The sequence below is a fragment of the Amycolatopsis nivea genome, assembly GCF_004522235.1.
In the GTDB taxonomy this organism is placed as follows: Bacteria; Actinomycetota; Actinomycetes; order Mycobacteriales; family Pseudonocardiaceae; genus Amycolatopsis; species Amycolatopsis nivea.
This window is the reverse complement of the sequence record NZ_SDLT01000020.1, coordinates 91,693-116,710: the sequence shown is the minus strand read 5'-3', so window position 1 is coordinate 116,710 and position 25,018 is coordinate 91,693. Positions and strand designations below refer to the sequence as shown.

Annotated in this window: 27 protein-coding genes; 16 read left to right on the top strand and 11 right to left on the bottom strand. The window is 69.9% G+C overall.

Annotated features, from left to right (window positions below; genetic code table 11):
• Window positions 1-58 precede the first annotated feature (58 nt).
• Both EIZ44_RS23465 and EIZ44_RS23460 read left to right on the top strand, forming a co-directional pair.
• Window positions 59-880: an SDR family NAD(P)-dependent oxidoreductase gene (locus EIZ44_RS23465; protein WP_037809927.1), complete on the top strand. Its 822-nt coding sequence runs from the start codon at window positions 59-61 to the stop codon at window positions 878-880.
• Window position 881: 1 nt separating this feature from the next.
• Window positions 882-1,433: a TetR/AcrR family transcriptional regulator gene (locus EIZ44_RS23460; RefSeq protein ID WP_134668216.1), complete on the top strand. Its 552-nt coding sequence runs from the start codon at window positions 882-884 to the stop codon at window positions 1,431-1,433.
• A 175-nt stretch (window positions 1,434-1,608) separates the two neighbouring features.
• Here the strand turns inward: EIZ44_RS23460 and EIZ44_RS23455 are convergent, their stop codons facing one another.
• Window positions 1,609-2,319 (bottom strand): helix-turn-helix transcriptional regulator, encoded by a 711-nt coding sequence (locus tag EIZ44_RS23455; RefSeq protein WP_037809931.1) that lies wholly within the window; start codon window positions 2,317-2,319, stop codon window positions 1,609-1,611.
• A gap of 142 nt (window positions 2,320-2,461) precedes the next feature.
• Between EIZ44_RS23455 and folE the strand changes: the two genes are divergently transcribed.
• Window positions 2,462-3,064 (top strand): GTP cyclohydrolase I FolE, encoded by a 603-nt coding sequence (gene folE, locus EIZ44_RS23450; protein WP_037809932.1) that lies wholly within the window; start codon window positions 2,462-2,464, stop codon window positions 3,062-3,064.
• On the opposite strand, the gene EIZ44_RS44825 is transcribed toward folE, so the two are convergent.
• Together EIZ44_RS44825 and EIZ44_RS23440 are read right to left on the bottom strand one after the other, a co-directional pair.
• Window positions 3,028-3,183 (bottom strand): hypothetical protein, encoded by a 156-nt coding sequence (locus tag EIZ44_RS44825; RefSeq protein ID WP_158714424.1) that lies wholly within the window; start codon window positions 3,181-3,183, stop codon window positions 3,028-3,030. The two genes, folE and EIZ44_RS44825, sit on opposite strands and share 37 nt — an antisense overlap.
• A gap of 24 nt (window positions 3,184-3,207) precedes the next feature.
• Complete coding sequence (locus EIZ44_RS23440; RefSeq protein WP_037809933.1) at window positions 3,208-4,446, bottom strand: alpha/beta hydrolase; 1,239 nt, start codon at window positions 4,444-4,446, stop codon at window positions 3,208-3,210.
• A 59-nt stretch (window positions 4,447-4,505) separates the two neighbouring features.
• Between EIZ44_RS23440 and EIZ44_RS23435 the strand changes: the two genes are divergently transcribed.
• Both EIZ44_RS23435 and EIZ44_RS23430 read left to right on the top strand, forming a co-directional pair.
• Window positions 4,506-5,900, top strand: a complete 1,395-nt coding sequence (locus EIZ44_RS23435) for a WS/DGAT/MGAT family O-acyltransferase (RefSeq protein WP_037809934.1) — start codon at window positions 4,506-4,508, stop codon at window positions 5,898-5,900.
• Between the two features lie 250 nt (window positions 5,901-6,150).
• The gene (locus tag EIZ44_RS23430; protein ID WP_037809936.1) at window positions 6,151-7,521 is read left to right on the top strand and encodes an NAD(P)/FAD-dependent oxidoreductase; all 1,371 of its coding nucleotides are present in this window, start codon (window positions 6,151-6,153) and stop codon (window positions 7,519-7,521) included.
• Here the strand turns inward: EIZ44_RS23430 and EIZ44_RS23425 are convergent.
• Entirely contained in the window at window positions 7,518-8,459 is a 942-nt protein-coding gene (locus EIZ44_RS23425) for an alpha/beta fold hydrolase (protein WP_051171806.1), read from the bottom strand. The two genes, EIZ44_RS23430 and EIZ44_RS23425, sit on opposite strands and share 4 nt — an antisense overlap.
• Window positions 8,460-8,585: 126 nt before the next feature.
• On the opposite strand from EIZ44_RS23425, the gene EIZ44_RS23420 reads away from it, so the two are divergent.
• From EIZ44_RS23420 to EIZ44_RS23395, 6 genes are all read left to right on the top strand, one after another.
• Window positions 8,586-9,653, top strand: coding sequence for an acyl-CoA dehydrogenase family protein (locus EIZ44_RS23420; protein ID WP_134731218.1), 1,068 nt, complete (start codon window positions 8,586-8,588; stop codon window positions 9,651-9,653).
• 2 nt (window positions 9,654-9,655) lie between these two features.
• Complete coding sequence (locus EIZ44_RS23415) at window positions 9,656-10,828, top strand: acyl-CoA dehydrogenase family protein (protein ID WP_037809939.1); 1,173 nt, start codon at window positions 9,656-9,658, stop codon at window positions 10,826-10,828.
• Complete coding sequence (locus EIZ44_RS23410) at window positions 10,825-11,733, top strand: bifunctional MaoC family dehydratase N-terminal/OB-fold nucleic acid binding domain-containing protein (RefSeq protein WP_037809941.1); 909 nt, start codon at window positions 10,825-10,827, stop codon at window positions 11,731-11,733. Before EIZ44_RS23415 ends, EIZ44_RS23410 begins: the two co-directional genes overlap by 4 nt.
• A complete protein-coding gene (locus tag EIZ44_RS23405) occupies window positions 11,730-12,128 on the top strand; it encodes a MaoC family dehydratase (RefSeq protein WP_037809943.1) in 399 nt (132 codons plus the stop codon). Before EIZ44_RS23410 ends, EIZ44_RS23405 begins: the two co-directional genes overlap by 4 nt.
• The gene (locus tag EIZ44_RS23400) at window positions 12,125-13,294 is read left to right on the top strand and encodes a lipid-transfer protein (protein WP_037809945.1); all 1,170 of its coding nucleotides are present in this window, start codon (window positions 12,125-12,127) and stop codon (window positions 13,292-13,294) included. The genes EIZ44_RS23405 and EIZ44_RS23400 overlap by 4 nt, the downstream gene beginning before the upstream one ends.
• A gap of 136 nt (window positions 13,295-13,430) precedes the next feature.
• On the top strand, window positions 13,431-13,988 hold the full coding sequence (locus EIZ44_RS23395) for a DUF5134 domain-containing protein (RefSeq protein WP_162473044.1): 558 nt from the start codon (window positions 13,431-13,433) through the stop codon (window positions 13,986-13,988).
• A gap of 39 nt (window positions 13,989-14,027) precedes the next feature.
• Here EIZ44_RS23395 and EIZ44_RS23390 read toward each other — a convergent pair whose 3' ends face one another.
• The 6 genes from EIZ44_RS23390 to kstD are packed head-to-tail and all read right to left on the bottom strand — an operon-like array spanning window position 14,028 to window position 19,512.
• Window positions 14,028-14,495, bottom strand: a complete 468-nt coding sequence (locus EIZ44_RS23390; RefSeq protein ID WP_037809951.1) for a riboflavin kinase — start codon at window positions 14,493-14,495, stop codon at window positions 14,028-14,030.
• Between the two features lie 27 nt (window positions 14,496-14,522).
• The gene (gene chsH3 / locus EIZ44_RS23385; RefSeq protein WP_037809953.1) at window positions 14,523-15,383 is read right to left on the bottom strand and encodes an enoyl-CoA hydratase ChsH3; all 861 of its coding nucleotides are present in this window, start codon (window positions 15,381-15,383) and stop codon (window positions 14,523-14,525) included.
• 11 nt (window positions 15,384-15,394) lie between these two features.
• Entirely contained in the window at window positions 15,395-16,420 is a 1,026-nt protein-coding gene (locus EIZ44_RS23380) for a ferredoxin--NADP reductase (protein ID WP_134731216.1), read from the bottom strand.
• The gene (locus tag EIZ44_RS23375; RefSeq protein WP_037809957.1) at window positions 16,413-16,679 is read right to left on the bottom strand and encodes a hypothetical protein; all 267 of its coding nucleotides are present in this window, start codon (window positions 16,677-16,679) and stop codon (window positions 16,413-16,415) included. Before EIZ44_RS23375 ends, EIZ44_RS23380 begins: the two co-directional genes overlap by 8 nt.
• Complete coding sequence (locus tag EIZ44_RS23370) at window positions 16,676-17,839, bottom strand: 3-ketosteroid-9-alpha-monooxygenase, oxygenase component (protein WP_037809958.1); 1,164 nt, start codon at window positions 17,837-17,839, stop codon at window positions 16,676-16,678. Before EIZ44_RS23370 ends, EIZ44_RS23375 begins: the two co-directional genes overlap by 4 nt.
• Complete coding sequence (gene kstD, locus EIZ44_RS23365; protein ID WP_134731214.1) at window positions 17,836-19,512, bottom strand: 3-oxosteroid 1-dehydrogenase; 1,677 nt, start codon at window positions 19,510-19,512, stop codon at window positions 17,836-17,838. The genes EIZ44_RS23370 and kstD overlap by 4 nt, the downstream gene beginning before the upstream one ends.
• 100 nt (window positions 19,513-19,612) lie before the next feature.
• Here kstD and EIZ44_RS23360 point away from each other — a divergent pair, with 100 nt between their 5' ends.
• Genes EIZ44_RS23360 through hsaB form a run of 5 tightly spaced genes read left to right on the top strand, consistent with a single transcriptional unit; the run spans window position 19,613 to window position 24,708 of the window.
• Window positions 19,613-21,199 carry an FAD-binding protein gene (locus EIZ44_RS23360; protein WP_134731212.1) on the top strand — a complete coding sequence of 529 codons (1,587 nt, stop codon included), beginning with the start codon at window positions 19,613-19,615 and terminating at the stop codon, window positions 21,197-21,199.
• Between the two features lie 32 nt (window positions 21,200-21,231).
• Window positions 21,232-22,401: a 3-hydroxy-9,10-secoandrosta-1,3,5(10)-triene-9,17-dione monooxygenase oxygenase subunit gene (gene hsaA, locus EIZ44_RS23355; protein WP_037809963.1), complete on the top strand. Its 1,170-nt coding sequence runs from the start codon at window positions 21,232-21,234 to the stop codon at window positions 22,399-22,401.
• On the top strand, window positions 22,401-23,246 hold the full coding sequence (gene hsaD / locus EIZ44_RS23350) for a 4,5:9,10-diseco-3-hydroxy-5,9,17-trioxoandrosta-1(10),2-diene-4-oate hydrolase (RefSeq protein WP_205673276.1): 846 nt from the start codon (window positions 22,401-22,403) through the stop codon (window positions 23,244-23,246). Before hsaA ends, hsaD begins: the two co-directional genes overlap by 1 nt.
• The gene (hsaC, locus tag EIZ44_RS23345) at window positions 23,246-24,145 is read left to right on the top strand and encodes an iron-dependent extradiol dioxygenase HsaC (protein WP_134731208.1); all 900 of its coding nucleotides are present in this window, start codon (window positions 23,246-23,248) and stop codon (window positions 24,143-24,145) included. The genes hsaD and hsaC overlap by 1 nt, the downstream gene beginning before the upstream one ends.
• Complete coding sequence (gene hsaB / locus EIZ44_RS23340) at window positions 24,142-24,708, top strand: 3-hydroxy-9,10-secoandrosta-1,3,5(10)-triene-9,17-dione monooxygenase reductase subunit (RefSeq protein WP_037809967.1); 567 nt, start codon at window positions 24,142-24,144, stop codon at window positions 24,706-24,708. Before hsaC ends, hsaB begins: the two co-directional genes overlap by 4 nt.
• A gap of 19 nt (window positions 24,709-24,727) precedes the next feature.
• Here the strand turns inward: hsaB and EIZ44_RS23335 are convergent, their stop codons facing one another.
• Entirely contained in the window at window positions 24,728-24,982 is a 255-nt protein-coding gene (locus tag EIZ44_RS23335; RefSeq protein WP_009075408.1) for a Smr/MutS family protein, read from the bottom strand.
• Between the last annotated feature and the right edge of the window lie 36 nt (window positions 24,983-25,018).

Here is a 25,018-nt window from a genome sequence, read left to right as displayed (position 1 = left end):
ATCGCTTACGGAGAGTAAAACGAGACGGTACGTCTCGTTTCGTGCTAGCGTCGGCGGCATGACGAGAACATGGGTGATCACCGGGGCGAGCCGCGGCCTGGGGCAGGCGCTGGCTTTGGCCGCGGCGGAGGCGGGCGACCGAGTGCTGGCGACCGTCCGCACGCCGGGCAGCGCGCCGGAACACCGGAACGTCGTGGAGCACGTGCTCGACGTACGGGACCGGGCCGCCGCGCGGGAAACCGTGCAGCGGGCCGTGGCCGAGTTCGGCCGGCTGGACGTCGTGGTGAACAACGCCGGGTACGGACTGGTCGGCATGGCTGAGGAGGTAAGCGAGGAGGAAGCGCGGAACATTCTGGAGACGAACCTGCTGGGCGCGTTGTGGCTGACCCAAGCCGCGCTGCCGGTGTTGCGCGAGCAGAAATCGGGGCACGTCGTGCAGATCTCTTCGGTCGGCGGTGCCGGTTCGGTGCCGGGATTCGGGCTGTACAACGCGAGCAAATGGGGCCTGGAGGGGATGAGCGAGGCGATCGCGCAGGAGGTCGCGGAGTTCGGCGTGCGCGTGAGCATTGTCGAACCGGGCGGGATGGACACCGAATGGGCGACCGGCAGCATGCGGTTCACCGCCCCGAACCCGGCGTACGACGGGTTGCGCGAGCGGATGTTCGGCACGACGACCGTCCCGTGGGCGACCGCCGGCACCGGCGGCGGCACTCCGCCCGCCGAGATCGCCGCGGAGATCCTGCAGCACGTCAACGACCCCGCCGACCAGCGCCTGCGCGTCCTGACCGGTGCCGATGCCCCCGGAATGGTCGCGGCAGCACTGTCCGGACGGCTGACGGATTACCGTCAGGACAAGCGTTTCTCCGACGCGGAGATCTGAGATGGCACGCGCCAGCACCCGAGCCCGAGTGCACGCCGCGGTGCTCTCCCTCGCCGCCGAATCCGGTTTCGGCGGCCTGACCATGGAGGGCATCGCGGCCCGCGCCGGTGCCGGGAAGCAAACGCTGTACCGCACATGGTCCTCGCCCGCCGCGGTGCTGCTTGACGCGCTGCTGGAGCAAAGCCTCGACGCTTCCGGCGAAGTCGCCATCCCGAACACCGGCGATCTTCGAGCGGATCTGGAAACCCTGGTCCGCGGCATGATCGCCGAACTGACTGATCCGGCGACCGACCGCCTGCTCCGCGCGGTGACCGCCGAACTGCAAACCGATCCGGCCATCGGCGCCGAAGTCCTGGACCGCCTGCTGGGCCCGCAACTGCGCGCGATCGCCGACCGCCTGGCCCGCGCCGAAGTCGCATGCCCGGAAGACGGCGCGGAACTGCTGCTGGGCCCGGTTTTCCACCGCTGGCTCCTGCGCACCCGGCCGTTCACGGAGGACTGGCCCGCCGCCCACGTGGAAAGGGTGCTGCGCGCGGTGTCGCCGGGCGGCTAGTTTCGCGTCGAGCACTGCGTACTGCTGAGTGCTGACCGCGCGGTGCCACGGAACAAGGCTGATTCTCCGCAGCAGAACCAGCCCGGAGACGATTCGCGCGCCGCTTGGCGACCTCGCTGGCGCCCCTGCGCGGAGATTCAGCCGGGAGCTCGATCCGAACCGCGCGCAGGCCAGGTCAGCTACCGGCTGACTCGGTCCCCCGAAGCTCCACGCAACACCCGCCGTCGCGCGGCGCGACCCGGGCTGTCGTCACCCCGGGGACCTGGAGTCCTTCCACGACGCCGCTCAAGAACCGGTCCGTCATCCCGCACACCAGGTCCGGTGCGCGGCCGGCCAGCGGCTGGAACGGGCAGTTGCGCAGGCGCAGGCACACCGGCGTCTCGCGGTTCGGCTCGAAACCATGCCGGGCCAAAACCGTGCTCGTCAGGGTCAGTCCGCGTTCCGTGCCCAGCCGACCTGGGCGGGAGCGTTCGCGTTCGGCGGCTCCGGCGGCGGCGCCGTGCCGTCCGGCCTCGCGCAGGGCGGCGTCCCTGGCCGGTTCGCCGGGGGCCGCCGACGCGACCGCGTCCACCAGGATCGCGGCCAGGACGTCCGGCTGCCGGGGCGGGATGGAGATCGCGAAGTCGGTCGCGGCGGGTTCGTAGACCTTCGGGGCGCGGCCCACCTTGCGGACGCCGCCGACGGTCTCGTAGCGGGCGCGCAGGAGGCCGGCCGCCACGAGTTTGTCCAGGTGGAACGCGGCCAGCTTGCGCGAGATGCCGACCGCCGCGGCCGCCTCCTCGCGCGTCACCGGGCGGCCGGCGTCGCGGATGAAGGCGTACATCCCCCGGCGCAGGTCCTCGTCCAGCGCCGCTACCGCGCGGATGGTCGCCAGGTCACTCGTCACACACCCACGATAACGCCCAGCGAGGTTCCCGGAAGCCTCCACCTGGCTTGTTCACCTGGTCACATTGACTCCGCCGGGCAATAAGACAAAGATTTATCGGCGAAACCCTGTCCTGTCGCCGCCTGAAGCCCGAGGATCGCCCATGCAGTCGTCCGGAACCGCCCTCCGCGTCGTCCACGAGCCCGTCCCCGGCTTCGACCTGGCCGCGGCCGAAAACGCGGCGGGGGACTTCCTGCGCGCGCTCGGCATCAGCCTCGACTCGGAGAGCCTGCGCGGCACCCCCGGCCGGATGGCCCGCGCGTACGCCGAGCTGTTCACGCCGCGCGCGTTCGACCTCACCACGTTCCCCAACGACGAGGGCTACGACGAACTGGTGCTGGCCCGCGACATCCCGGTCCGGTCGGTCTGCGAACACCACCTGCTGCCGTTCATCGGGGTCGCGCACGTCGGCTACCTGCCGGGCGAGCGGATCCTCGGACTGTCGAAGCTGGCGCGGGTTGTCGAGCATTTCGCGTGCCGCCCGCAAGTGCAGGAACGGCTGACGAAGCAAATCGCGGGCTGGCTCGGCGACCAGTTGTCCCCGAAGGGCGTCGGCGTGGTGATCGAGGCCGAACACACGTGCATGACCCTGCGCGGCGTGCAGGCGACCGGCTCGTCCACGGTGACGTCCACTTTGATGGGCACGCTGCGTGAGGACGCCCGGTCGCGTCAGGAGTTTTTCTCGTTGACCGGGGTCAACGCCTGAGCGTGGGCCCAGTCGAGGAAGTGTTCGACGCCGCGCACCACGTGGGCGCTGCGGATTGAGGGGAACACGTCGAACGCGTGCTGCGCCTCCGCGACGGGGTCGTCGACGCGGATGGGCACGCTGCGTGAGGACGCTCGCTCGCGTCAGGAGTTTTTCTCGTTGACCGGGGTCAACGCCTGAGCGTGGGCCCAGTCGAGGAAGTGTTCGACCCCGCGCACCACGTGGGCGCTGCGGATTGACGGGAACACGTCGAACGCGTGCTGCGCCCCCGCGAGTTCCGCGTACGCCACCGGGTGGGCGGATTTAGCGCGCAACCGGGCGACGAACTCCCGCGCCTCCGCGACCGGGACGAGTGAATCGTGCTTGCCGTGGATCACGAAGAACGGCGGTGCGTCCTCGGCGATCCGGTCCATCGGGGACGCGGCGAGGTAGTCGTCCAGCCGGTGCTCCGGCGCGAACACCCGGCGCGCCATCAGGCTTTCCAGGCGGTACCGGCTTTCCTCCTCGCCGGTCGACGCGGCGATGTCGTACACGCCGTAGTGCGGCACGCAGGCCTGCACGCTCGTGTCCGCCTCCTCGAACCCGGGCTGCAGCGCCGGATCGTTCTGGGTCAGCGCGAGCAGCGCGGCCAGGTGCCCGCCCGCCGAACCGCCGGTCACCGCGACGAAGCGCGGGTCGCCGCCGTACTCGGCGATGTGTTCGCGAATCCAGGCGAGCGCTTGCTTGGCCGCCACGATGTGCGCCGGCCAGCGCGAGGCGGGGGAGAGCGGGTAGTTGATCGCGACGCAGACCCAGCCGCGGCGGGCGAGGTGGCGCATCAGCGGCAGGCCCTGCTGTTCCTTGTTGCCGATCGTCCACGCGCCGCCGTGGATCTGCAGCAGCACCGGGGCGTCGCGGACGGTTTCGCGCGGACGATAGACGTCCAGCAGGAACCGTTTGCCGCCCGGGGCGTACGCGACGTTCCGGTCGCGCACGACGTCCGGCTCGTGCATCCGGAACGGCATCAGCAGGCGTCCCCACGGCGTCGAGAAGTCCGAAGGGTTCTCCAGGCTGTCCCGGTAGTCCTCGCCGAGCGCTTCGACGAGCGCGGCCTCGACCTCGAGGCGCGCTTTCAGCGAGGTCCCGATAAGCGACGCGAAACCGGCCGCGGACAGCCCGGCCAGCGCCAGCCCGATCCGGTCGCTCGGGCGGCGCACCCCGTGGCGCGCGACGTGCTGCACGGTGTCGGCCGCGGTGAGCGCGAGCAGGTGCGGCGCGAGTTCGCCGGTGAGCCAGCCGGCGAAGAACACCGGGATCGAGGTCGGTCGCGGTTTCGGCGGCCGCAGGGCGAGCGCGGCGAGACCGAGCTGCGCCGCCCGGCGGGTCACGAAGTCCGGTTTCACCTGCCCGATGCTACCTCCGCCGAGCGCCGTCGCCAGGGTTCTGCCTTACGCTGGAAGACATGCAGCGACTGAGCGGGCTGGACGCGAGCTTCCTCTACCTGGAGACGCCCTCGCAGGTCCTGCACGTCTGCGGCCTGCTCACCCTCGACGGTTCGACCATGCCCGGCGGCTACGCGTTCCCCGAGTTCAAGCGCCGCCTCGCCGAACGCGTCGCGGTGATCCCGGCGTTCCGCCGCAAACTCCACAATCCGCTCTGGAACCTGAACCATCCGGTGTGGGTCGAGGACGAGGATTTCGACCTCGACAACCACGTGCACCGCATCGGCCTGCCCGCGCCGGGCGACGACCGCGAGCTCGCCGAGATGTGCGCGCACATCGCCGGGCAGCGGCTCGACCGCGCGCATCCGCTGTGGCAGTGCTACGTGATCGAGGGCCTGTCGGACGGGCGGCTGGCGGTGCTGCTGAAAATGCACCACGCGAGCGTCGACGGCGTCGGCGGGGCCAGCCTGATCGGCTACCTCGCCGGTCTCGAACCCGACGCGCCGCTGCCGGAGCTGCCCGACGGCGAGCGCGAGAACGACGGTCTCCCCACCCGGTTGCGGCTGCTGCGCGAGAGCGCCGATTCGCTGCTGCACCGGCCGTTCGAGATCGCCCGGCTGCTGCCCGAGCTGCTGGGTCTGGTGCCGAAGTGGGCGATGAAAACTGTGCGCGGCAAGGGAATGCCGGTGCCTTTCACCGCGCCGCGGACCTCGCTGAACGGCACCATCACCGGCCACCGTTCGGTCGCGTTCGCGCAGCTGGACCTCGACGCGGTGAAGCAGGTGAAGGACGCTTTCGGTGTCACCGTAAACGACGTGGTGCTGGCGCTGGTTTCCGGTGCCCTGCGGCAATTCCTGCTCGGCCGCGGCGAACTGCCGGGCGACCCGCTGGTGGCGACGGTTCCGGTGTCGGTGCACGAACGCACGGAACGCGATCGCGGCAGCAACCGGGTTTCGGCCTTTTTCGCTTCGCTGCCCACGCATTTGCCCGACCCGGCAGCGCGGGTGTTCTTCCTGGCCGAGGCGAACCGGCGGGCGAAGGACCACCATTACGACATCGACGCCGACATGCTCGCCGACTGGGCCCAGTTCTCCCCGGCGACGGTCTTCGGGCTCGGCGTGCGCGCGTATTCGGCGCTGCGGCTGGCCGAACGGCATCCGGTGGTGCACAACCTGATCATCTCGAATGTGCCCGGGCCGCCGATGCCGCTGTATTTGCTGGGCGCGCGGATCACCGGGCTGTACCCGCTGGGGCCGGTGTTCCACGGGGCGGGGCTCAACATCACGGTGCTGTCGAACGACGGCAAGGTCGGCGTCGGGTTGTTGGGGGCCAAGGAATTGGTGAAGGACCTGTGGCCGCTGGCGGACGCGTTGCCGGAGGCGATGGACGAGCTGAGCAAGGCCGCGCCGGTCTGATCGCGAGGCGCGGAATGCCGACGCTTTCGCACGACGGTGTCCGCCGTCGTGCGTAGTCCACTGTGGACACCTGGGACCGAAGTTCCGCGGGTAGGCGATGAGTGCACAGTGCACTGCGCCCAGCGGAAGCCGGTGCGCAGTGTCGTTTTCACCGCGGCCGTGGCTGTCGACAATGAGGCACGAGGCAACCGCCCACGCCTTGGCTCGGAGCACGAAGCGGCACAGGCCCCCAGAAGGAAATCGGGACAGCATGAAGACCGACGGCACGAAATACAGCAACTTCAGCGGCTGGATCGACCGGCCGGACGACGTGCGGCCCGCGCTGGACGGTGATCTCACCTGCGACATCGCGGTCATCGGCGGCGGCATGGGCGGCATGGCTGCCGCGCTGCGCCTCGCGGAGCGCGACCAGGACGTGGTCCTGCTGGAGGCCGAGTTCTGCGGCTACGGCTCGGCCTCGCGCAACGGCGGTCAGATCGCCGGTGCTCCGGGCGGCGACCTGCGGATGCTCAGCGTCCAGTCCCCGAAGAAGATGCCGGTCATGGTCAAGCTGGCGGAGCACGCGGGCCACTACGTGGAAGACCTCATCAAGACGCACGCCATCGACTGCGACTACGTGCCGAACGGCCTGGTGTGGGGTGCGGTCTCGCCCCTCATGATGCTCCGGGTGCGCACTCAGGCGGCGGTCCTGCGCGCCTTCGGCGGGCAGGGGACCGTCGGCAGCCGGGAGGAACTCGGCCTCCCCGCCGGCTTCGTGGGCGGGATGCGGGAATCCATCGGCGGGATGCTGAACCCGGGCAAGCTCGCCCGCGGGGTGCGCCGCGCGCTGCTCGCCTCGTCGGCCAAGGTCTTCGAGCAGTCGCGGGTGAGCGACGTCCGGCGGACCGGCCGCGTTGTCGAGATCACGACACCGCACGGCACCGTGCGGGCCGACAAGGTGGTGCTCGCGACCAGCGTCTACGGCGGCGAGTGGGACATCACGCCCAAGCACCTCGCGACCCCGCTGTACGTCATCGAGACCGAGTCGGAACCCATCGCGCCGGAGCGGCTCGCCGAGCTGGACTGGACGAGCCGATCCGGCATCATCACCCAGCACCAGCTGATGACCCACTACCGGCTCACCGAGCGCAACACCATCGTCTGCGGGGTCCGCCAAGCGCAGCGAGGCCAGACCTACCCGCTCCCCGACCGGGTCCCGGACCCGCGCGTCGTGCAGGACATGGGGAAGGATCTGGCGCGCCGGTTCCCGTCGCTGTCCGACGTGGCCATCGAGCGGGCCTGGGGCGGGTGGATCGGCATCAGCCCGGACTGGCTGGCGGTCGCCGGGCAGGTGGGTGACAACGTCTTCTACTCGATGGCCTGCAACGGCCACGGCCTCTGTCAGGTGCCGTACGTGGCCCACCAGCTCGCCGACTACATCGTCGACGGCGAGATGTCGGACGACCTCGCCGGCATCTGGTCGGACGCCGCGAAGTATTCGCCGTCGATGGCGCTGCTGATGCAGCCGTTCGTCCTCCGGGCCATCTGGGGACTCGACCGGCTCAACGACTTCTTCAACGGCAGCAAGACACTGGCCCGGCGGACGCGAGCGCGCCGTCGCGGCAGGCGCGGGAACTCCTAGGCCGAGTCCGCGATCTCCGCCGCCCGTTCCTGTCCGCCGATCGCCGCCTGCACCGAGGTGCACGCCGCCATCAACGCCGCCACGAACTGGTCCGCCGCGAACACGCACGCGGTATGCCCCGCCGGGATCTCGTACGTCGCCGCCCCGGGAATCCTGCGCGCCAGGCTCCGCTGATGCGCGGGCGCGATGAACCCGTCCCGCGAGGTCACCACGACCGCCGTCGGCAGGGTCAGGGTGTGCAGCCACGGCGTCGAGTCGAAGCGGCCGATCTCGTCCAGCGCGACCGCGATCGCCCACGGGCTCGTCGAGCGGAATTCCTCCAGCGCCCACCGGTGGTCCTCCAACCGGGCGAGGCGTTCGCGGCGGGGTTCGCCGGGGACCAGGCCGATGCGGGCCTGGTCGCGCAGCAGGTGCAGGGTGCGGCCGAACAGGTCGAGCGCCACGCGTTGCCGGACGCCGCGGCGGAAGTTGCTCGCCGTCGAGCACAGGACGAGGCCGGTGACGCGGTCGGGATAGCGGTGGGCGGTCAGCTGGCCGACCATGCCGCCCATCGAGTAGCCCGCGACCATGAACTCGTCGATGCCCAGCGCGTCCGCGACCGCGACCACGTCGTCCGCGCAGTCCTCGAGGCTGAAGTCGTGCGAGCGGATGCCCTGGCCGTGCCAGCGCTGGTCGAACACCACCACCCGGTGGTTCGCCGACAGCCGCTTCAGCACGGGGTACCAGGTGAGCAGCCCGGTGCAGGCGACCGAATGCAGCAGGAGCACCGCGGGCGCGTGCCGGGGGCCGACGTCGACCACGACGGTTTGGCCGCGGCCGGGCAGGGACAGCGGCTTCGGGTCGGGCACGCCCGCGGTGGGCGGGATGGTCGCGAGTTTCCGCGTTGCTTGCCAGCCGACGTCGCCCAGCGCTGATTTGAGAACTTGTTCCGCACCCACGTCGGCGTGCCGCCCCTCTCCGCTTCGCGGTCGATCCACCGCTCGGGCCCCGGTCCCGGGGGTTGCCGAGCCAGCCCATTCCGGCTAAAAATAGAACGTGTTCCACCTAGGTGGAGGGAGACCGGAGTGGACTTCACCCCCGACGATACGCAGAGCGAGATCACCTCGCTCGCCGCGCAAGTGCTCGGGAAGGCCGACGAGCCCGCGGACCAGTGGCGAGCGCTGGCCGACGCGGGCCTGCTCGCGCTGCCCCTGCCCGCCGACCTCGGGGGTGACGGGCTCGGCGTCGACCACGTGGCCCCCGTGCTCACCGAGGTGGGCCGGGCCGCGGCGGCGGTGCCCGCGTACGCCGTGCTGGCGCTCGGGATCCTGCCGATCGAGGCGCTCGGCACCCCGGCGCAGCGCGCTGAGTTCCTGCCGCCCGCGGCGGCGGGGGAGACCATTCTCACTGCTGCCTTGCACGAGCCGTCCGCACCGCTGACCTCCATCCCCGGGACCAGCGGTGCGGCGGCGGACGGCGCATGGGCGGTGACCGGCGTCAAAACGCACGTGCCGTACGCCGCGGAAGCGGAGCGGATTCTCACGCCGATCGCGTTGCCGGGAGGCACCGGCGTCGCGTTGGTGGATCCGCGCGCTGACGGGGTCGAAGTCCTGCCTGCGTACAACGCGACTGGCACGCCGGAGTACACCGTGCGGTTCGACGGCGCGCGGGTGAGCGAAGCGGATTTCTTGCGTGACCTCACGGCAGGGCATGCGTTGCAGACGCTGCACCGCTACGCGTTGGCGGGAGCGCTCGCGCTCGGCGACGGACTGCTTGCCGGAGCGCTGGCGTTAACTGCCCAGCATGTCGGCGAGCGCACGCAATTCGGCCGTCCGCTGGCGACTTTCCAAGCGGTGGCCCAGCAAATCGCGGACGTCTACGTCGCTTCCCGCACCGTGCATCTGGCCGCGGTGTCGGCGGTGTGGCGGCTGGCGTCCGGATTGGACGCGGACACCGAGCTGGACATCGCGGCGTACTGGCTGACCGAGGAAGCGCCGTCCGCGCTCGCGATCTGTCATCACTTGCACGGCGGCGTCGGCGTTGACCGCACTTATCCGCTGCATCGGTATTCGTCGGCGGTGAAGGACCTCGGCCGCGCGGTCGGGGGAGCGGCGCACCGGCTCGGCCGGCTGGGCGAACGAGTGGCGGGATGAGCATGCACATCGAACTGACGGCCGCGCAACAAGAACTGCGGGCGCAGCTGCGCGAGTACTTCGCGGGCCTGCTGACCGCCGACGAGCGCCGCGCGTTGCTGCGGGAGCGGCACGGGCAGGTGTACCGCGACGTCGTGCGCCGGATGGGCCGCGACGGGAAGCTCGGCGTCGGCTGGCCCAAGGAGTACGGCGGCGGCGGTTTCGGCGAGATCGAGCAGCACATCTTCGTCGACGAGGCCGCCCGCGCGGACGTCCAGTTGCCGTCGGTGACGCTGCAGACGGTCGGGCCGACGCTGCAGGCGTTCGGCACCGAGGAGCAGAAAGCCTTGTTCCTGCCGAAAATCCTGGCCGGGGAAGTGCATTTCGCCATCGGGTACACCGAACCGGAAGCCGGGACGGACCTCGCCTCGCTGCGCACGCGCGCGGTCCGCGACGGCGACGATTACGTGATCAACGGCCAGAAAATCTTCACCACCGGCGGCCACGACGCGGACTACGTCTGGCTCGCCGTGCGCACGGATCCGGAAGCGCCGAAGCACAAGGGCATCTCGATCCTCATCGTGGACACCCGCGATCCCGGCTATTCGTGGACGCCGATCATCACCTGCGACGGCGCGCACCACGTCAACGCGACGTTCTACGAGGACGTCCGGGTGCCGGCGAACATGCTGGTGGGAGAGGAAAACCGCGGCTGGCGGCTGATCACCACGCAGCTCAACCACGAGCGCGTGATGCTCGGCCCGGCCGGGCGCATCGGCGGCCTGCACGACCGGGTGTGGGCGTGGGCGGCGGCGCGCCGGACCCCGGACGGCGCGGCGTTGCTCGACCTTCCGGACGTGCGCGCGGTGCTGGCCGAGACGTTCGCGGTCGCGCGGGTCAACGAACTGCTGAACTGGCAGGTCGCGGCGGCAGCGGCGCACGGGTCGGTCGAGATCGCCGACGCTTCGGCGACGAAGGTGTTCGCCTCCGAGCGAATCCAGCGGATCGGGAGGCTCCTGGAGGAACTGGTCGGGCGGCACGGCGATCTCGCCGACCCGGACACCGCGGAACTCGCCGAATGGCTCGACGTGCTGGCGAAACGGAACCTGGTGCTGACGTTCGGCGGAGGCGTCAGCGAGATCCAGCGCGAACTGATCGCCTCCGCCGGACTGAAACTGCCGAGGGTGCCGCGATGACGATCGAGGAAGCCGCCGCGAAAATCGCCGCACAGGGCGAAAGCGCGCCGAGGTACGCGCGCGATCCGGTGAACCAGGCGATGGTGCACAACTGGGTCGAGGCGATCGGCGACGCCAACCCGGTCTACACCGACGCGGACTTCGCCGAAACTAGTGTACACAAGGGACTCGTCGCGCCGCCGGCGATGGCGCAGGTGTGGACGATGCCGGGGCTGCACGGCGTGCGCGGGGACGACGACCCGCTTGGGTTGATCCTCAAGGTGCTCGACGACGCCGGGTACACGTCCATCGTGGCCACCAACTCCGAGCAGACCTACCACCGCTACCTGCGGCCCGGCGAGCACGTTTCGACCACGAACACGCTGGAGGACGTCACCGGCCCGAAGCGCACCGGGCTCGGCGAGGGCTGGTTCGTGACCACCCGGACGAACTGGTACGTCGACGGGGAACTGGTGGCGGACATGGTGTTCCGCGTGCTGAAGTTCCGCCCGCGCGAACCGGAACCGCCGCCGTCGCCGGTGCTGCGGCCGGTGATCAGCCACGACACGAAGTTCTTCTGGGACGGTCTCCGTGAAGGCGAACTGCGCATCCAGCGGTGGGGCGACGTCCTGCGGCATCCGCCCGGCCCGATGCCGCCGGACGGATCGCTCGACACGGTGCCGGACTACGTCGTCGCGAGCGGACGCGGAACCGTTTACAGCTTCGTCGTGCACCACCATCCGGCGGTGCCGGGCAAGCGGCTGCCGTTCGTGGTCGCGCTCGTCGAACTGGAGGAAGGCGTGCGGGTGATGGCCGAACTGCTGGACGCCGATCCGGACGAGGTCCGCATCGGACTCCCGGTCGTCGCCGCGTTCGTGCGCGTCGACGACGAATTGACCCTGCCCGCGTGGAAGGTGGCGCGATGACTGCCGCGGTCGGGACCGAACTGCCGCCGATGGTGCTCGAGGCGACGCCGACGTTCGTGATCAGCACCGCGCTCGCGACCCGGGATTTCCAGGACGTGCACCACGACCGCGACGCCGCCGTGGCACGCGGCTCGAAGGACATTTTCCTCAACATCCTCACCGACACCGGCTTGGTGCAGCGATACGTGAGCGAGTGGGCCGGTCCGCAGGCGCTCATCCGCTCGATCAAGATCCGGCTCGGCGTGCCCTGTTACGCCGGGGACACGCTCACTTTCTCCGGCCGGGTCACCGCCCGCGACGGCAACGAGGTGGAACTCGAAGTGTCCGCTGTGGACAGTTTAGGTGCGCACGTGACCGGCACGGTTTCGCTGACGCTGCCGGAGGAGGACGCATGACGTTCACCGGGACCACCGCCATCGCCGGGATCGGCGCGACGGAGTTCTCCAAGGATTCCGGACGCAGCGAGCTGCGGCTGGCCGCCGAATGCGTCAGCCACGCGCTGGCGGACGCCGGGCTGAAACCGTCCGATGTGGACGGCATGGTGTCGTTCACCATGGACGGCAATGCGGAAATCGCGCTCGCCCGCGAACTGGGCATCCCGGAGCTGACGTTCTTCAGCCGCGTGCATTACGGCGGCGGCGCGGCGGCGGCGACCGTGCAGCAGGCGGCGATGGCGGTCGCCAGCGGGATCGCCGACGTCGTGGTGGCGTACCGGGCGTTCAACGAGCGCTCCGGAATGCGGTTCGGGCGCGTGTCGGCGGCCGCGGCCCAGCAGGTGAACACGTCCGGGGTGGACAACGCGTTCCACTATCCGATGGGCATCGCGACCCCGGCCGCGACGGTGGCCATGGTCGCGCAGCGGTATCTGCACGAATACGGGGCCACCAGCGAGGATTTCGGCAAGATCGCGGTCATCGACCGGGCGCACGCGGCGACCAATCCGAACGCCTGGTTCCACGGCAGGCCGATCACGCTGGAGGAGCACCAGGCCTCGCGCTGGGTCGCGGAACCGTTGCACCTGCTCGATTGCTGCCAGGAAAGCGACGGTGGCGTCGCGCTCGTGATCACCAGTCTCGAGCGTGCGCGTGACCTGCGGCAGGCACCGGTGGTGGTTTCGGCGGCGGCGCAGGGGAGCGGGCCGGACCAGTACGTGATGACCAGCTACTACCGTGACGATCTCGCCGCGCTGCCGGAAATGGGCGTGGTCGGACGGCAGCTGTGGGCGCAATCCGGGATCGGACCGTCCGATGTGGACGTCGCGGTGCTGTACGACCACTTCACCCCGTACGTGCTGATGCAGCTTGAGGAGCTGGGTTTCTGCGGTCGCGGCGAGGCGAAGGACTTCATCGCGGGCGACACGCTGACCCTCGACGGGAAACTGCCGCTCAACCCGCACGGCGGCCAGCTCGGCGAGGCGTACATCCACGGCATGAACGGCATCGCGGAGGCGGTCCGGCAGTTGCGCGGAACGGCGGCCAACCAGGTCTCCGGCGCCGGTACGGCGGTGGTCACGGCGGGGACTGGCGTCCCGACGAGCGGGCTGGTGTTGACAACCCCCTGACCTGGGCTTGCCGGTGCGCGCATAACCCTTGTGGGTCAACGCGGATCACCTCATTGCTGGCTGGTGCCTCTTTCTCCCGCGTGTCACGGTAGTGAGGACCGTGTGACGCAGCGTGTCCGAAGAGTGAGGTGCCGAGGTGACTGTGCCGCTGGCGTGGCTGTTCACCGTGCTGTTCGCGTTGCTGGCACTGCCGTGCGTGCTGCGGCTGGTGAGACTCGATTACGTCAGCCTCGGCCACCGGGTGCGCAACGGGGACCTCGCCGAACTGCTGCTGGTGGTGGCGATGGTCGCGATGCTGTCGCCGGTCGGCGGCCCGATCCCGGCCGCGGGCTGGCAGGCGGTGCTGGTGCTGACCGCGGGCTGGTTCGCAGTCTCCGCCTGGCGAGGCAGGGCTGAGGGGCACGGCTGCGCGCACCACGCACTGTCGGCGGCGGCGATGCTGTACATGGTCACCGCGATGCCGCACGGCGGGATGGTGCACGGGCCGTGGCTCACGATGTCCACAATGGACACCAGACTGGCGTGGCCGGTGGTCGCGCTGGTGGCGGCGGCCTACTTCGCGCTCGACGCGGCCCGTTCGGGCGTGGTGGCGCTGCGGTCGCGCGGCACGGCGGCACCGGGGCACGCGTCGCGCACGCTGTGCCGGGCGGCGATGGGCGCGGGCATGGGCGTCATGCTGCTCGCTGGCGTGTGACTCAGCCCGGCCCTGCGACGCACAGCCGGGCAGGCTGACTCAGCCGAGTCGCTGGACTTCCCCGTCCGGCGGGAGCTCGGCCAGCGTCGGCAGCGTATCGGCCGGATGCGCGGCGACCCACTCGCGAGCCGCGGCGACGTCACGACCCAGCGCGTCGATCAGTTCCTGCGCGGAGCCGTAAGCCTCCTGGTCCCGCAGGTGCTTGCCGAGCCAGACGGTGAGGCGTTCGCCGTACAAGTCGCCCTCGAAGTCGAGCAGGAAGGACTCGACCAGGCGGTAGCCGTCGGCTCCGTAGTAGGTCGGGCGGCGGCCCACGGACACCGCGGCGGCCACGCGCGTGCCGTCCGCGCGTTCCGCCCAGCCGGCCCACACCCCGTCGCCGAGTTCGCCGCGCTGGTCGCGCAGCGCGATGTTCGCGGTGGGGAAGCCCAGCTCACGGCCGCGCTTGTCGCCCGGCTCGACTGGCCCGCGCACCACGAAGAAGGTGCCGTCTCGCTCGTCCGCCATGGGACAACCGTATAACGGTCCCGACGCTCAGCGGGACCGCAGCACTGTGTCGGCCAGCACAGGCGCGTCGTCGCGTTCCGGCGCGGTGGTCGTGACCAGCAGACGTCCGGTTTCGCGCCACACGCGCACGCGCAGGTTTTCGCCGGGGAAGACGACGCCGGCGAACTTCGTCCCGAATGCCGAGACGCGCTCGGGGTCGCCGTCGAGGAACGCGTCGACCACGGCCTTCGCGACCACGCCGTACGTGCACAGCCCGTGCAGGATCGGCCGGTCGAACCCGGCGGCCTTGGCGAACGCCGGGTCGGCGTGCAGCGGGTTGCGGTCGCCGCACAGCCGGTACAACAGCGCCTGCTGCGGCAGCGTCGGCACGTCGAGCACGGCGTCCGGTTCGCGGTCGGGCCACTCGATCTTGTCCGACGGCCCGCGTTCGCCGCCGAAGCCGCCCTCGCCGCGGGCGAAGATGCTGGACCGGGCTGTCCACAGTGGAGTGCCGGACTCGTCGGCGACCTCGGTCTCCTGCACCAGCACCGCGGCCTTGCCCTTGTCGAAGACGTCGGCGATCCGGGTCCGTGCGACCGCCTTGCCCTCGACCGGGATCGGCCGGTGCAGTTCGATCTCCTGCTTGCCGTGCAGCACTTTCGCCAGGTCGACGTCGACGCCGGGGAACTTGAGCGCGGGCGGTTCGAAGGTGCGGAGGTTCGCCGCGACGGTGGCGAAGGTCGGCAGCACGCGCAGGTCGCGCTCGTAGGTGTAGCGCAGTTCGCGCTCGTCCACCGGGTCCGCACCCGCGCCGACGGCCAGGTGGTACAGCAGCACGTCGGACGGCGTCCAGGCGAAATTGACCTCGCCGAGATCGGCTCCGATCGCGACCGCGGGGTCGATGGGCACGGGCTCTCCACTCACTCGTAGCTGACGGACACCTCGTCGGTCAACGGTACCGACTGGCAGGCCAGCACGATCCCGTCGGCGATGTCCTCGGCGTCCAGCACCTCGTTGTTCAGCATTTTCACCTCGCCGGAGACGATGCGGCACGCGCACGCGCTGCACTGTCCTTCGCGGCAGGAGTACGGCGCGTCGAAGCCCTCGGCGAGCAGGTGGTCGAGCAGCTTCCGCTGCCGCGGCCAGGACAGCTGCCGGGTCTCGCCGTCGAGGTCGACGGTGAGTGCGGTCGTCTCGCCGCCGGTGTCCTCCTCGGGTTCGGGTTCGTCCGCGAACGGATTCCCCGTGAGCGAGTGGAACTTCTCCACGTGCACGCGTTCCCTCGGCGCGCCGAGTTCGCGCAACGCGTCCTGTGCGGCGGCCATGAACGGCGCTGGTCCGCAGAGGAACGCTTCGTGCCCCACGTAAGGCTTGGCAAGCGCCCGCAACGCGGTGACGGTCGGCAAGCCCTGCAAGCTTTCCAGCCAATGCACCACGGTGAGCCGATCGCCGAACCGCTCGGCCAGTTCGCGCAGTTCGGCGGCGAAAATCACCGACTGCTCGTCGCGGTTCGCGTAGACCAGCACCACCTGTCCGGCGCCCTTTTCCAGCGCGGACTTGAGAATCGACATCACCGGCGTGATCCCGCTGCCCGCGGCGAACAACAGGAAGTCGGAGTCCAAAGAGGACGGGCAGAACACGCCGGACGGCCGCAGCACGTCGATCGTCGCGCCCGCCCGCAGTTCGTCGCAAACCCAATTCGAGCCGTACCCGTCGGCAGTCCGTTTGACCGTGACCTGCACCCGGCCCTCGTGCGGCGCGCTCGAAAGCGAATAGCACCGCGCGACCGAACCCGTTCGGTCGCTGGGAATCCGCAGCGTCAGGAATTGCCCGGGGGAGTACGCGAACCGCTCCAGAAGCTCGTCCGGGACGGTGAACACAATGGACCGGGCGTCCGCGGTTTCCTCGATCACCTCGGCGACGGTGAGCGTGACGACGTCAGCCATTGCGCACCGGTCCGAAATCGCCGTCGCGCACCGCGCTGTCGATGCTGTCCGCGAGTTTCTCGCAGGTGTCCAGCAACGCGGTGGTGCCGCCGGAAGCGGCGTGCGCCGCGAACACCGGACAGCTGGTCGAGGCGTCGGTGGTCCACTGGATGCTGGTGTGCTTCAGGCTGTTTTTCTTGACCAGCACACAGGTCCCGCAGCTGCGGCACTCGTGCGGCCGCAGCCCGGAGGTGAGGAATTCGGTCGCTTCGGCCGTCACACCCCAGCCTCCTCCGCCTCGGCCTCCGCGCGCTGGCGCGCCAGGTTCTCCTGCACCTCGGCCGCCCACACCTCGTTCGCCTTCGTGGTGTCCACTTCGAACTCGAACCGGCGCGTCATGTCCTCGGTGACGTCGGCGGCGTCCACGTAGAACTGGTCGTACCAGCGGCGCAGCTGGTAGACCGGGCCGTCCTCCTCGCACAGCAGCGGATTGTCGATCTTGGTCTTGTTCTTCCAGATCTCCACGTCCTGCAGGAAGCCGACGCCGATGCCCTTCGCGAGCTTCTGCGCGATCTTGTCCGCGTGCTCGTCGGAAATGCCGGGCATCTTCTTGACCATGATGCCCCACTGCAGCACGAACGACGTCGGCGAAACCGGGTAGTGGCAGTTGATCAGCACGTTCTCGATTTCGAAGCCCTGGAAGGAGTTCACCAGCCAGTTGATCATGTAGGAGGGGCCGAAGTACGACGCCTCCGAGCGCAGCAGGTTTTCCTCGCCGCCGTAATTGGACGCCATGCCCATGTCCGGGCGGCCCTTGGTGTTGAGATACTGGGTGGCGATGTGGCCCTCGAACACGTTCTTGAAATACGTGGGGAAGGCGTAGTGGATGTAGAAGAAGTGCGCCATGTCCACCACGTTGTCGATGATCTCGCGGCAGTTGGCGTTCTCGATCAGGATCGAGTCCCAGGTCCAGTTGCTCCACTCGTCGCTGAACGCGCCCTCGACGCGCGGGATCACGACGTTCTCCGGCGGCGGGTTGCCCTCCGGGTCGTGCCAGACGAACAGCTGCTTGTTCTCCTCCAGCACCTGCCACGCCCGGGTGCGCGCCCGCAGCGGGACACGCTTGGCGTAGGGGATCGACTTGCACTTGCCGTTGCCTCCCCACCGCCAGTCGTGGAACGGGCAAGCGATCTCGTCGCCCTTCACCGAACCCTGCGTCAGGTCGCCGCCCATGTGCCGGCAGTACCCGTCGAGCACGTTGAGCTTCCCGGCGGTGTCCGCGAACACGACCAGTTTCGTGCCGAACGCCTGCACCGCGTGCGGTTTGCCGTCGCGGAAGTGCTCGGCGAGCCCGAGGCAGTGCCAGCCGCGGGCGTACCGCGCCGGGGGCGCCCCGGCGTCGATCGTGCGGATCTCGGATCCATCGGTCTTCGGCGTCACTGCCTGCCTCCCGTGCCGGTCTGATCTTCGTTCGCCAGCGCCTGTGCCGCAAGGTAGCCGAAAACCATCGCGGGGCCGATCGTCGCGCCCGGCCCGGCGTAGGTCCGGCCCATCACCGGCGCGCTGGTGTTGCCCGCCGCGTAGAGGCCGGACACGACCGTGCCGTCCTCGCGCAGGACGCGGGCGTTCTCGTCAATCCGAAGCCCGCCCTTGGTGCCCAGGTCGCCGGGCACCACGCGGACCGCGTAGTACGGGGCCTTGGCGAGTTCGCCGAGGCTCGGGTTGGGGCGGTTGCGCGGGTCGCCGTAGTAGTGGTCGTAGGCGCTGAGCCCGCGCTGGAAGTCTTCGTCGACGCCCTTGCGCGCGAAGCCGTTGAACCGCGTGACGGTCTGCTCCAGCGCGTCGGCGGGCACGTCGATCTTCTCGGCGAGCCCGGCCAGCGTCGCGGACTTCGCCACGATCCCGGCCTTGTACCAGCGCCCGGGCAGCGGCTGCCGCGGGCCGAGGCCGGTGAACAGGTAGCGGTCGCGGTAGCGCTGGTCGAACACCAGCCACGCGGGGACGTGCTTGCCCGGGCCGTCGCCGTCGCCGTACATCGCGTGCACAGCCTCGACATACGGCGCGGATTCGTTCACGAACCGGGTACCGGCGGCGTCGACCATCAGGCAGCCGGGCCGCGAGCGCTCGGCGAGCGCGAACCACGGGCCGCCGGTGAGCGGGAACGACGGGCCCCACCAGGCGTCGTCCATCAGGTCGGTCGCCGCGCCGAGCTTGAGCCCGGCGGTGATGCCGTCGCCGGTGTTCGCCTCCGCGCCGACGGTCCATTCGGTGCCGATCGGCGCGCGCTGGTACTTGATGCGCATCTCTTCGTTGTGCTCGAAGCCGCCGCAGGCCAGCACCACTCCGCGCCACGCGCGGAACAGCTTCTCCTCGCCGTCGCGCCGGGCCACGATGCCGGTGACGACGTCGTTCTCCACCTCTAGATCGACCAGCGGCGTGTCCAGCAGGACCTCGACGCCCGCGTCCCGCAGGCCCTTCCGCAACCCGGCCGCAAGCGCTTGCCCCATGGACAGCGGCTGCTGTCCGCGGACGCGCCCGACCAGCCATTTCATCCCGAGCGACAGCATCCGGGCGACGCCGCGCGGATGCCGGGCGATCAGGCTCAGCCAGCGGTAGTCCGACTGGGTGATCGGCACGCCGAGCGGCGGCGCGCTGTAGGGCGGTTCGAGCTGTGCCAGGTCGCTGCCGAGCAGGTTGCCGTCGAGCGGCTTCGGCTCGACCGACCGGCCGCCGGGACGTCCGCCGGGCGCCTCCGGGTGGTAATCGCTGTACCCGGGCACCCACTTGAACTCCAGCGGCGTGTTTCGGGTGACGAACTCGAGCACCTCGGGGCCGTGGTCGAGGAAGGTCGTGCGCAGGTGCTCCGGAACGACGTCGCCGACGATCGACTCCAGGTACTGCCTCGCGCGTTCGGGTGGTTCTTCGATGCCCGCGGCTCGCAGCGCGTGGTTGCCGGGCAGCCAGACGCCCCCGCCGGAGCGGGCGGTCGAACCGCCGAAGCAGGCTGCCTTTTCCAGCACCACCACGGAAAGCCCGCGATGGGCGGCGGCGAGCGCGGCGGTCATCCCGGCGGCGCCGCTGCCGGCCACCACCACGTCGTACTCGTCCGACATGCCACCTCACATGCAACGTGTTATCGGCTAAAGCTGGCCTGCTCGGGGCCACTTCCGTCACCATAGACGAGAACGTGTTCCAGTTCTAGGGTGGCGGACTATGGACGAGCTCGGGGCGGACGTCGTGATCATCGGAGCCGGCGCGGCCGGCGTGTGCGCGGCCATCGAAGCGGCCGACGCTGGCGCCAGCGTGCTCCTCGTGGACCGGTTTTCCGGCGGCGGGGCCAGTCGCGTGAGCGGCGGCGTGGTCTACGCCGGGGGAGGGACGCCGCAGCAACGCGCCGCGGGCGTCGACGACAGCGTGGACGCGATGTACGCGTACCTGCGGATGGAAACCGGCGACGTCGTGTCGGAGCGGACGTTGCGGCGGTTCTGCGAGGAAAGCGTCGACATGGTCGCGTGGCTGGAGCGGCAGGGTGTGCCGTTCGAGGGCAGCATGTGCGACTACAAGACGTCTTATCCCAGCAACAAGCACTATCTGTACTACTCCGGCAGCGAACTGTCCGGCGGATTCCGCGACGTGGCGAAACCCGCGCCGCGCGGACACCGGGTCAAGGGGCCGGGCACGTCCGGGAAGCTGCTGATGAAGCAGTTGCTGGCGGCGGCTCGCGAGCGCGGCGTGCGGGTGCTGCCGCAGACGCAGGCGATGAACCTGATCACCGATGACTCGGGCACGGTGACCGGGGTGCTCACGCACAGTTTGCGGGACGCGCCTTCGTGGGTGCGGGCACGGCACGCGCGGCTCGCGGATTGGGCGGCGAAGCCGGGTATCTACGTGCCCGCGATGCGCCGGTCGCTACACCAGCGGGTGGAACGGATTGAACGCAAGCACGCGCGTGAGCTGCGGATCAGCGCACGCCGAGGGGTAGTGCTGGCGGCGGGCGGGTTCATCGTGAACCGCGCGATGGTGCGCGAGCACGCGCCTGCGTACCGCGGCGGGCTCGATCTGGGAACTTCCGCCGACGACGGTTCCGGCATCCGGATGGGCGTGGAGGTCGGCGGGCGCACGGCGGAGCTGGACCGGGTGTCGGCGTGGCGGTTCCTCACGCCGCCGTCGGCGTTCCTCGGCGGGCTCCTGGTGGGCGCGGACGGGCGGCGGATCATCGACGAATCCCGCTACGGCGCGGCGATCGGCGAGCGGATGATCACCGAGCACGGCGGACGCGGCTGGCTGCTGGTCGACGAGCCGATCGTCGCCGAAGCCCGGCGCGACGGGCGGAAACAAGGCCAGTGGTTCGCGACGCTGCAACTGCGGTATCTGCTCGGCAAGGGCCGGGTGACCGCCGGGACTATCGAGGAAGTGGCTGCGCGCGCCGGAATCGACCCGGACGGGCTGGCGGCGACTTACGCCGAGTACCAGCGCGGACCCGATCCGGCGGGCAAGCCGGCGGACTTCGCGCGCCCGCTGGACACGCCGCCGTATTCGCTGATCGACGTGTCGGTGAAACCCAACCTCGGCTACCCGTGCCCGATGCTGACGCTGGGCGGTCTGGTGGTCGACGAGGACACCGGCGCGGTGGCCGGCGTGCGCGGTCTCTACGCCGCCGGACGCACCGCGGTGGGAATCTGTTCCAGGTCGTATGTGAGCGGCCTTTCGCTGGCTGACTGCGTGTTTTCCGGCCGCCGGGCAGGGTTGCACGGCGCGCGCGGGGCGGACCGCGTCGACAAAAACGAGAACGTGTTCTAGTCTTGAGCGTGTCGAGCGAGAGAGGACGGCCGATGAGCGAGCTGGCTGCCGTGATCGCGGGGGTGCGCGACCTGCTTCCCGTGCTGCGGGAACGCGCACAGGAGACCGAGGATGCCCGTCGGATCCCCGCCGAATCAGTGAAAGCGCTGCAGGAGACCGGATTTTTCCGCCTGCTGCAACCGAAACCGTACGGCGGCTTGGAAGCCGACCCGGTCACCTTCTACACCGCGGTCAAGATGATCGCGAGCGCCTGCGGGTCCACCGGCTGGGTCGCGTCGATTCTCGGCGTGCACCCGTGGCACGTCGCTTTGTTCGACGCGCAAGCCCAGGCGGACGTGTGGGGCGAGGACCACGACGTGCGGATTTCTTCTTCGTACGCGCCGATGGGCAAGGCGACCGTCGTCGAGGGCGGCTACCGGCTGTCCGGGCGATGGAGCTTCTCGTCCGGAAGCGACCACTGCACGTGGGTGCTGCTGGGCGGGCCGGCGTTCGCCGACGGCAAGCCGGTGGACTTCTGCACGTATCTCGTGCCGATCTCGGACTACTCCATTGTGGACGTCTGGGACACGGTCGGGCTGCGCGGCACCGGGTCCAACGACATCGTCGTCGAGGACGTTTTCGTGCCGAAGCACCGCGCGCTGAGCTTCATGGCGACGTCGAAGTGCAAGACCCCGGGCCAGGAAGTCAATCCTGGTCCGCTGTACCGGCTGCCGTACGGTTCCGTGCACCCGAGCACCATCACCGCGCCGATCATCGGCATGGCGCAGGGCGCGTACGACGCGCACGTGGAGCACCAGGGCAAGCGGGTGCGGGCGGCGTACGCGGGCGAACAGTCCAAAGAGGACCCGTTCTCGAAGGTGCGGATCGCCGAGGCGGGCAGCGAGATCGACGCGGCCTGGCTGCAGCTGACGCACAACATCGACGAGCTGTACCAGCTGGCCTGCAAGGGCGAGAAGCTGCCGTTCAGCACGCGGTTGCGGGTGCGCCGCGACCAGGTGCGCGGCACCGAGCGGGCGATCTCCGCGATCGACCGGCTTTTCGAGAACTCCGGCGGCCGCGCGCTGCAGCGGGGCACGCCGATCCAGCGCTTCTGGCGCGACGCGCACGCGGGCCGGGTGCACGCGGCGAACGACGCGGAGCGCGCGTACGTCATGTTCGGCACCGGCGAGTTCGGCTTGCCTGTTGAGAATGCGATGGTCTGATGGCGCCTGAAGGTTACTATGTAGACACTGCGGGCGGAATTCGCCTGCACTACCACGAGTCCGGCGCGGAGAACGCCGAGACGGTGCTGTTGCTGCACGGTGGCGGCCCCGGCGCTTCGGCGTGGAGCAACTTCGGCCGGAACCTGCCGGTGTTCGGCAAGTCCTACCGGACGTTGGCGATCGACCAGCCGGGGTTCGGCCGGTCGGACAAGCCGACTGACCACCCGCAGTACTTCCGGCACAGCTCGGACGCGGTCGTCGGTCTGATGGACCAGCTCGGCATCGAAAAGGCGCACCTCGTCGGCAATTCGCTCGGCGCGGGCGCGGCGGTCCGGCTCGCGCTGAACCATCCGGGACGCGCGGGACGGCTGGTGCTGATGGGCGCGGGCGGGTTGAGCGTCAACCTGTTCGCCCCGGACCCGACCGAAGGCGTGCGGCTGCTGTCGAAGTTCGCCGGGGACCCGACGCGGGAGCGGATGGAAGCGTTCCTCCGGATCATGGTGCACGACCAGGCTCTGGTCACCGACGAGCTGATCGACGAACGCTTCGAGATCGCGCGTTCGCCGGAATCGCTCGCCGCGATGCGGGCGATGGGCAAGTCGTTCAGCCTGCCGGACTCCTTCGAGGAAGGCATGTTGTGGCGCGAGGCTTACCGCCTGCGCCAACGGGTTTTGCTCGTCTGGGGCCGGGAGGACCGGGTCAACCCGCTCGACGGCGCACTGCTGGCGTTGAAGACGATTCCGCGTGCGCAACTGCACGTGTTCGGCGGCTGCGGGCACTGGGCGCAGCTGGAGAAGTTCGACGAGTTCAACCGACTCGCCCTCGACTTCCTCGGGAGTTCGTGATGGCTATCCGTTCGCTGGGATATCTGCGCATCGAAGCCACGGACATGGACGCCTGGCGCGTCTACGGGCTGAAGGTGCTCGGCATGGTGGAGGGTTCGGGCACCGACCCGAACGCGCTCTACCTGCGCATGGACGATTTCCCGGCGCGATTGGTGATCGTGCCGGGAGAGAAGGACCGGCTGGCGCAGGCGGGCTGGGAGGCGGCCAACGCCGCGGAACTGGACGACGTCCGCGCCCGCCTCGACGCGGCTTCGGTGCCGTACAAGGAAGGCACGCCGGAGGAATTGGCGGACCGCCGGGTCGCGGAGATGATCAGCTTCACCGATCCGTCCGGCAATACGCTGGAGGTGTTCCACGGCGTCGCGCTGCAGCACCGGCGCGTGGTGAGCCCGTACGGGCACCGGTTCGTGACCGGTGAGCAGGGCCTCGGTCACGTGGTTTTGTCGACCCACGACGACGAGGCCGCGCTGCGGTTCTACCGCGACGTGCTGGGCTTCCGGCTCCGCGATTCGATGCGCCTCCCGCCGCAGATGGTCGGCCGCCCGGCCGACGGCGACCCGGCGTGGCTGCGGTTCTTCGGCTGCAATCCGCGCCACCACAGCCTGGCGTTCCTGCCGATGCCGACGCCGAGCGGGATCGTGCACCTGATGGTGGAGGTCGAGGAGACCGACGACGTCGGGTTGTGCCTGGACCGCGCGAAGCGCAAGAACGTCCCGATGTCGGCGACGCTCGGCCGGCACGTGAACGACCTGATGCTGTCGTTCTACATGAAGACCCCGGGCGGCTTCGACGTCGAGTTCGGCTGCGAGGGCAGGCAGGTCGAGGACGAGGCGTGGATCGCTCGCGAGAGCACCGCGGTTTCGTTGTGGGGCCACGACTTCTCCGTGGGCGCGCAATGACAGCCGCGGTCTCCGACGCCGTGCCGGACCGGTTTCGCGAGGTGCTGGGCCACTTCTGCACCGGAGTGACCGTGGTGACCGGCTACGTCGAGGACTCCTCGGCCGTCGCGCCGACCGGACCGGTGGGTTTCGCCTGCCAGTCCTTCGCCGCGTTGTCGCTGGACCCGCCGCTGGTGCTGTTCTGCGTCGCCCGCACGTCGCGCACCTGGCCCGCGCTGGCCGCGGCGGGCACGTTCGCGGTGAACGTGCTCGCCGAGGACCAGCAGGCGGTCTGCGCCGAGTTCGGCCGCCGCGGCGGCGACAAGTTCTCCGGAGTGTCCTGGCGACCGGCCCCGTCGGGCGCGCCGCTGCTGGACGGAGCCCTGACCTGGGTGGACTGCGCGGTACAGGCGGTCCATCCAGCCGGGGACCACTACGTGGTGGTCGGCCGCGTGACCGCGCTGGGCGAGACGTCCGACGCTCGCCCGCTGCTGTTCCATCGCGGCCAGTACACGGTCACCGAGCCGGTGCCGGACGCGCTCACCGCGCTGATGCCCTGGCCCCGCCCCGACGACTGGCTCTGACTCCGCGCGGGTGTTCGCGCTACTTCCAGCGGAAGTGCACGAACACCCGCCCGAAGTTGTCTTTGTCCTTCTCGACGCGGTGGTAGAGCGCCTTCACGTCCTTGCGCTCCAGGAACCGCAGCACGTGCTTCTTCAGCTGCCCGGACCCCTTGCCCGGGATGATCTCCACGAGCGGCGCCTTCTTCGCGACCGCCTCGTCGATGACCGCGCGCAGCGCCCGGTCGATCTCCCCGCCGCGGTTGTAGATGTCGTGAAGATCGAGCTTGAGCTTCATGCCTCCTTCCTACCCCACGCCCTCATAGTCGACATC

Excerpts from the sequence above, each read along its gene's own strand:
- EIZ44_RS23465 (WP_037809927.1), top strand. The coding sequence starts at position 59 with ATGACGAGAACATGGGTGATCACCGGGGCGAGCCGCGGCCTGGGGCAG.
- EIZ44_RS23460 (WP_134668216.1), top strand. The coding sequence starts at position 882 with ATGGCACGCGCCAGCACCCGAGCCCGAGTGCACGCCGCGGTGCTCTCC.
- folE (WP_037809932.1), top strand. The coding sequence starts at position 2,462 with ATGCAGTCGTCCGGAACCGCCCTCCGCGTCGTCCACGAGCCCGTCCCC.
- EIZ44_RS23435 (WP_037809934.1), top strand. The coding sequence starts at position 4,506 with ATGCAGCGACTGAGCGGGCTGGACGCGAGCTTCCTCTACCTGGAGACG.
- EIZ44_RS23430 (WP_037809936.1), top strand. The coding sequence starts at position 6,151 with ATGAAGACCGACGGCACGAAATACAGCAACTTCAGCGGCTGGATCGAC.
- EIZ44_RS23415 (WP_037809939.1), top strand. The coding sequence starts at position 9,656 with ATGCACATCGAACTGACGGCCGCGCAACAAGAACTGCGGGCGCAGCTG.
- EIZ44_RS23410 (WP_037809941.1), top strand. The coding sequence starts at position 10,825 with ATGACGATCGAGGAAGCCGCCGCGAAAATCGCCGCACAGGGCGAAAGC.
- EIZ44_RS23405 (WP_037809943.1), top strand. The coding sequence starts at position 11,730 with ATGACTGCCGCGGTCGGGACCGAACTGCCGCCGATGGTGCTCGAGGCG.
- EIZ44_RS23400 (WP_037809945.1), top strand. The coding sequence starts at position 12,125 with ATGACGTTCACCGGGACCACCGCCATCGCCGGGATCGGCGCGACGGAG.
- EIZ44_RS23390 (WP_037809951.1), bottom strand. The coding sequence starts at position 14,495 with ATGGCGGACGAGCGAGACGGCACCTTCTTCGTGGTGCGCGGGCCAGTC.
- EIZ44_RS23380 (WP_134731216.1), bottom strand. The coding sequence starts at position 16,420 with ATGGCTGACGTCGTCACGCTCACCGTCGCCGAGGTGATCGAGGAAACC.
- kstD (WP_134731214.1), bottom strand. The coding sequence starts at position 19,512 with ATGTCGGACGAGTACGACGTGGTGGTGGCCGGCAGCGGCGCCGCCGGG.
- EIZ44_RS23360 (WP_134731212.1), top strand. The coding sequence starts at position 19,613 with ATGGACGAGCTCGGGGCGGACGTCGTGATCATCGGAGCCGGCGCGGCC.
- hsaA (WP_037809963.1), top strand. The coding sequence starts at position 21,232 with ATGAGCGAGCTGGCTGCCGTGATCGCGGGGGTGCGCGACCTGCTTCCC.
- hsaD (WP_205673276.1), top strand. The coding sequence starts at position 22,401 with ATGGCGCCTGAAGGTTACTATGTAGACACTGCGGGCGGAATTCGCCTG.
- hsaC (WP_134731208.1), top strand. The coding sequence starts at position 23,246 with ATGGCTATCCGTTCGCTGGGATATCTGCGCATCGAAGCCACGGACATG.
- hsaB (WP_037809967.1), top strand. The coding sequence starts at position 24,142 with ATGACAGCCGCGGTCTCCGACGCCGTGCCGGACCGGTTTCGCGAGGTG.
- EIZ44_RS23335 (WP_009075408.1), bottom strand. The coding sequence starts at position 24,982 with ATGAAGCTCAAGCTCGATCTTCACGACATCTACAACCGCGGCGGGGAG.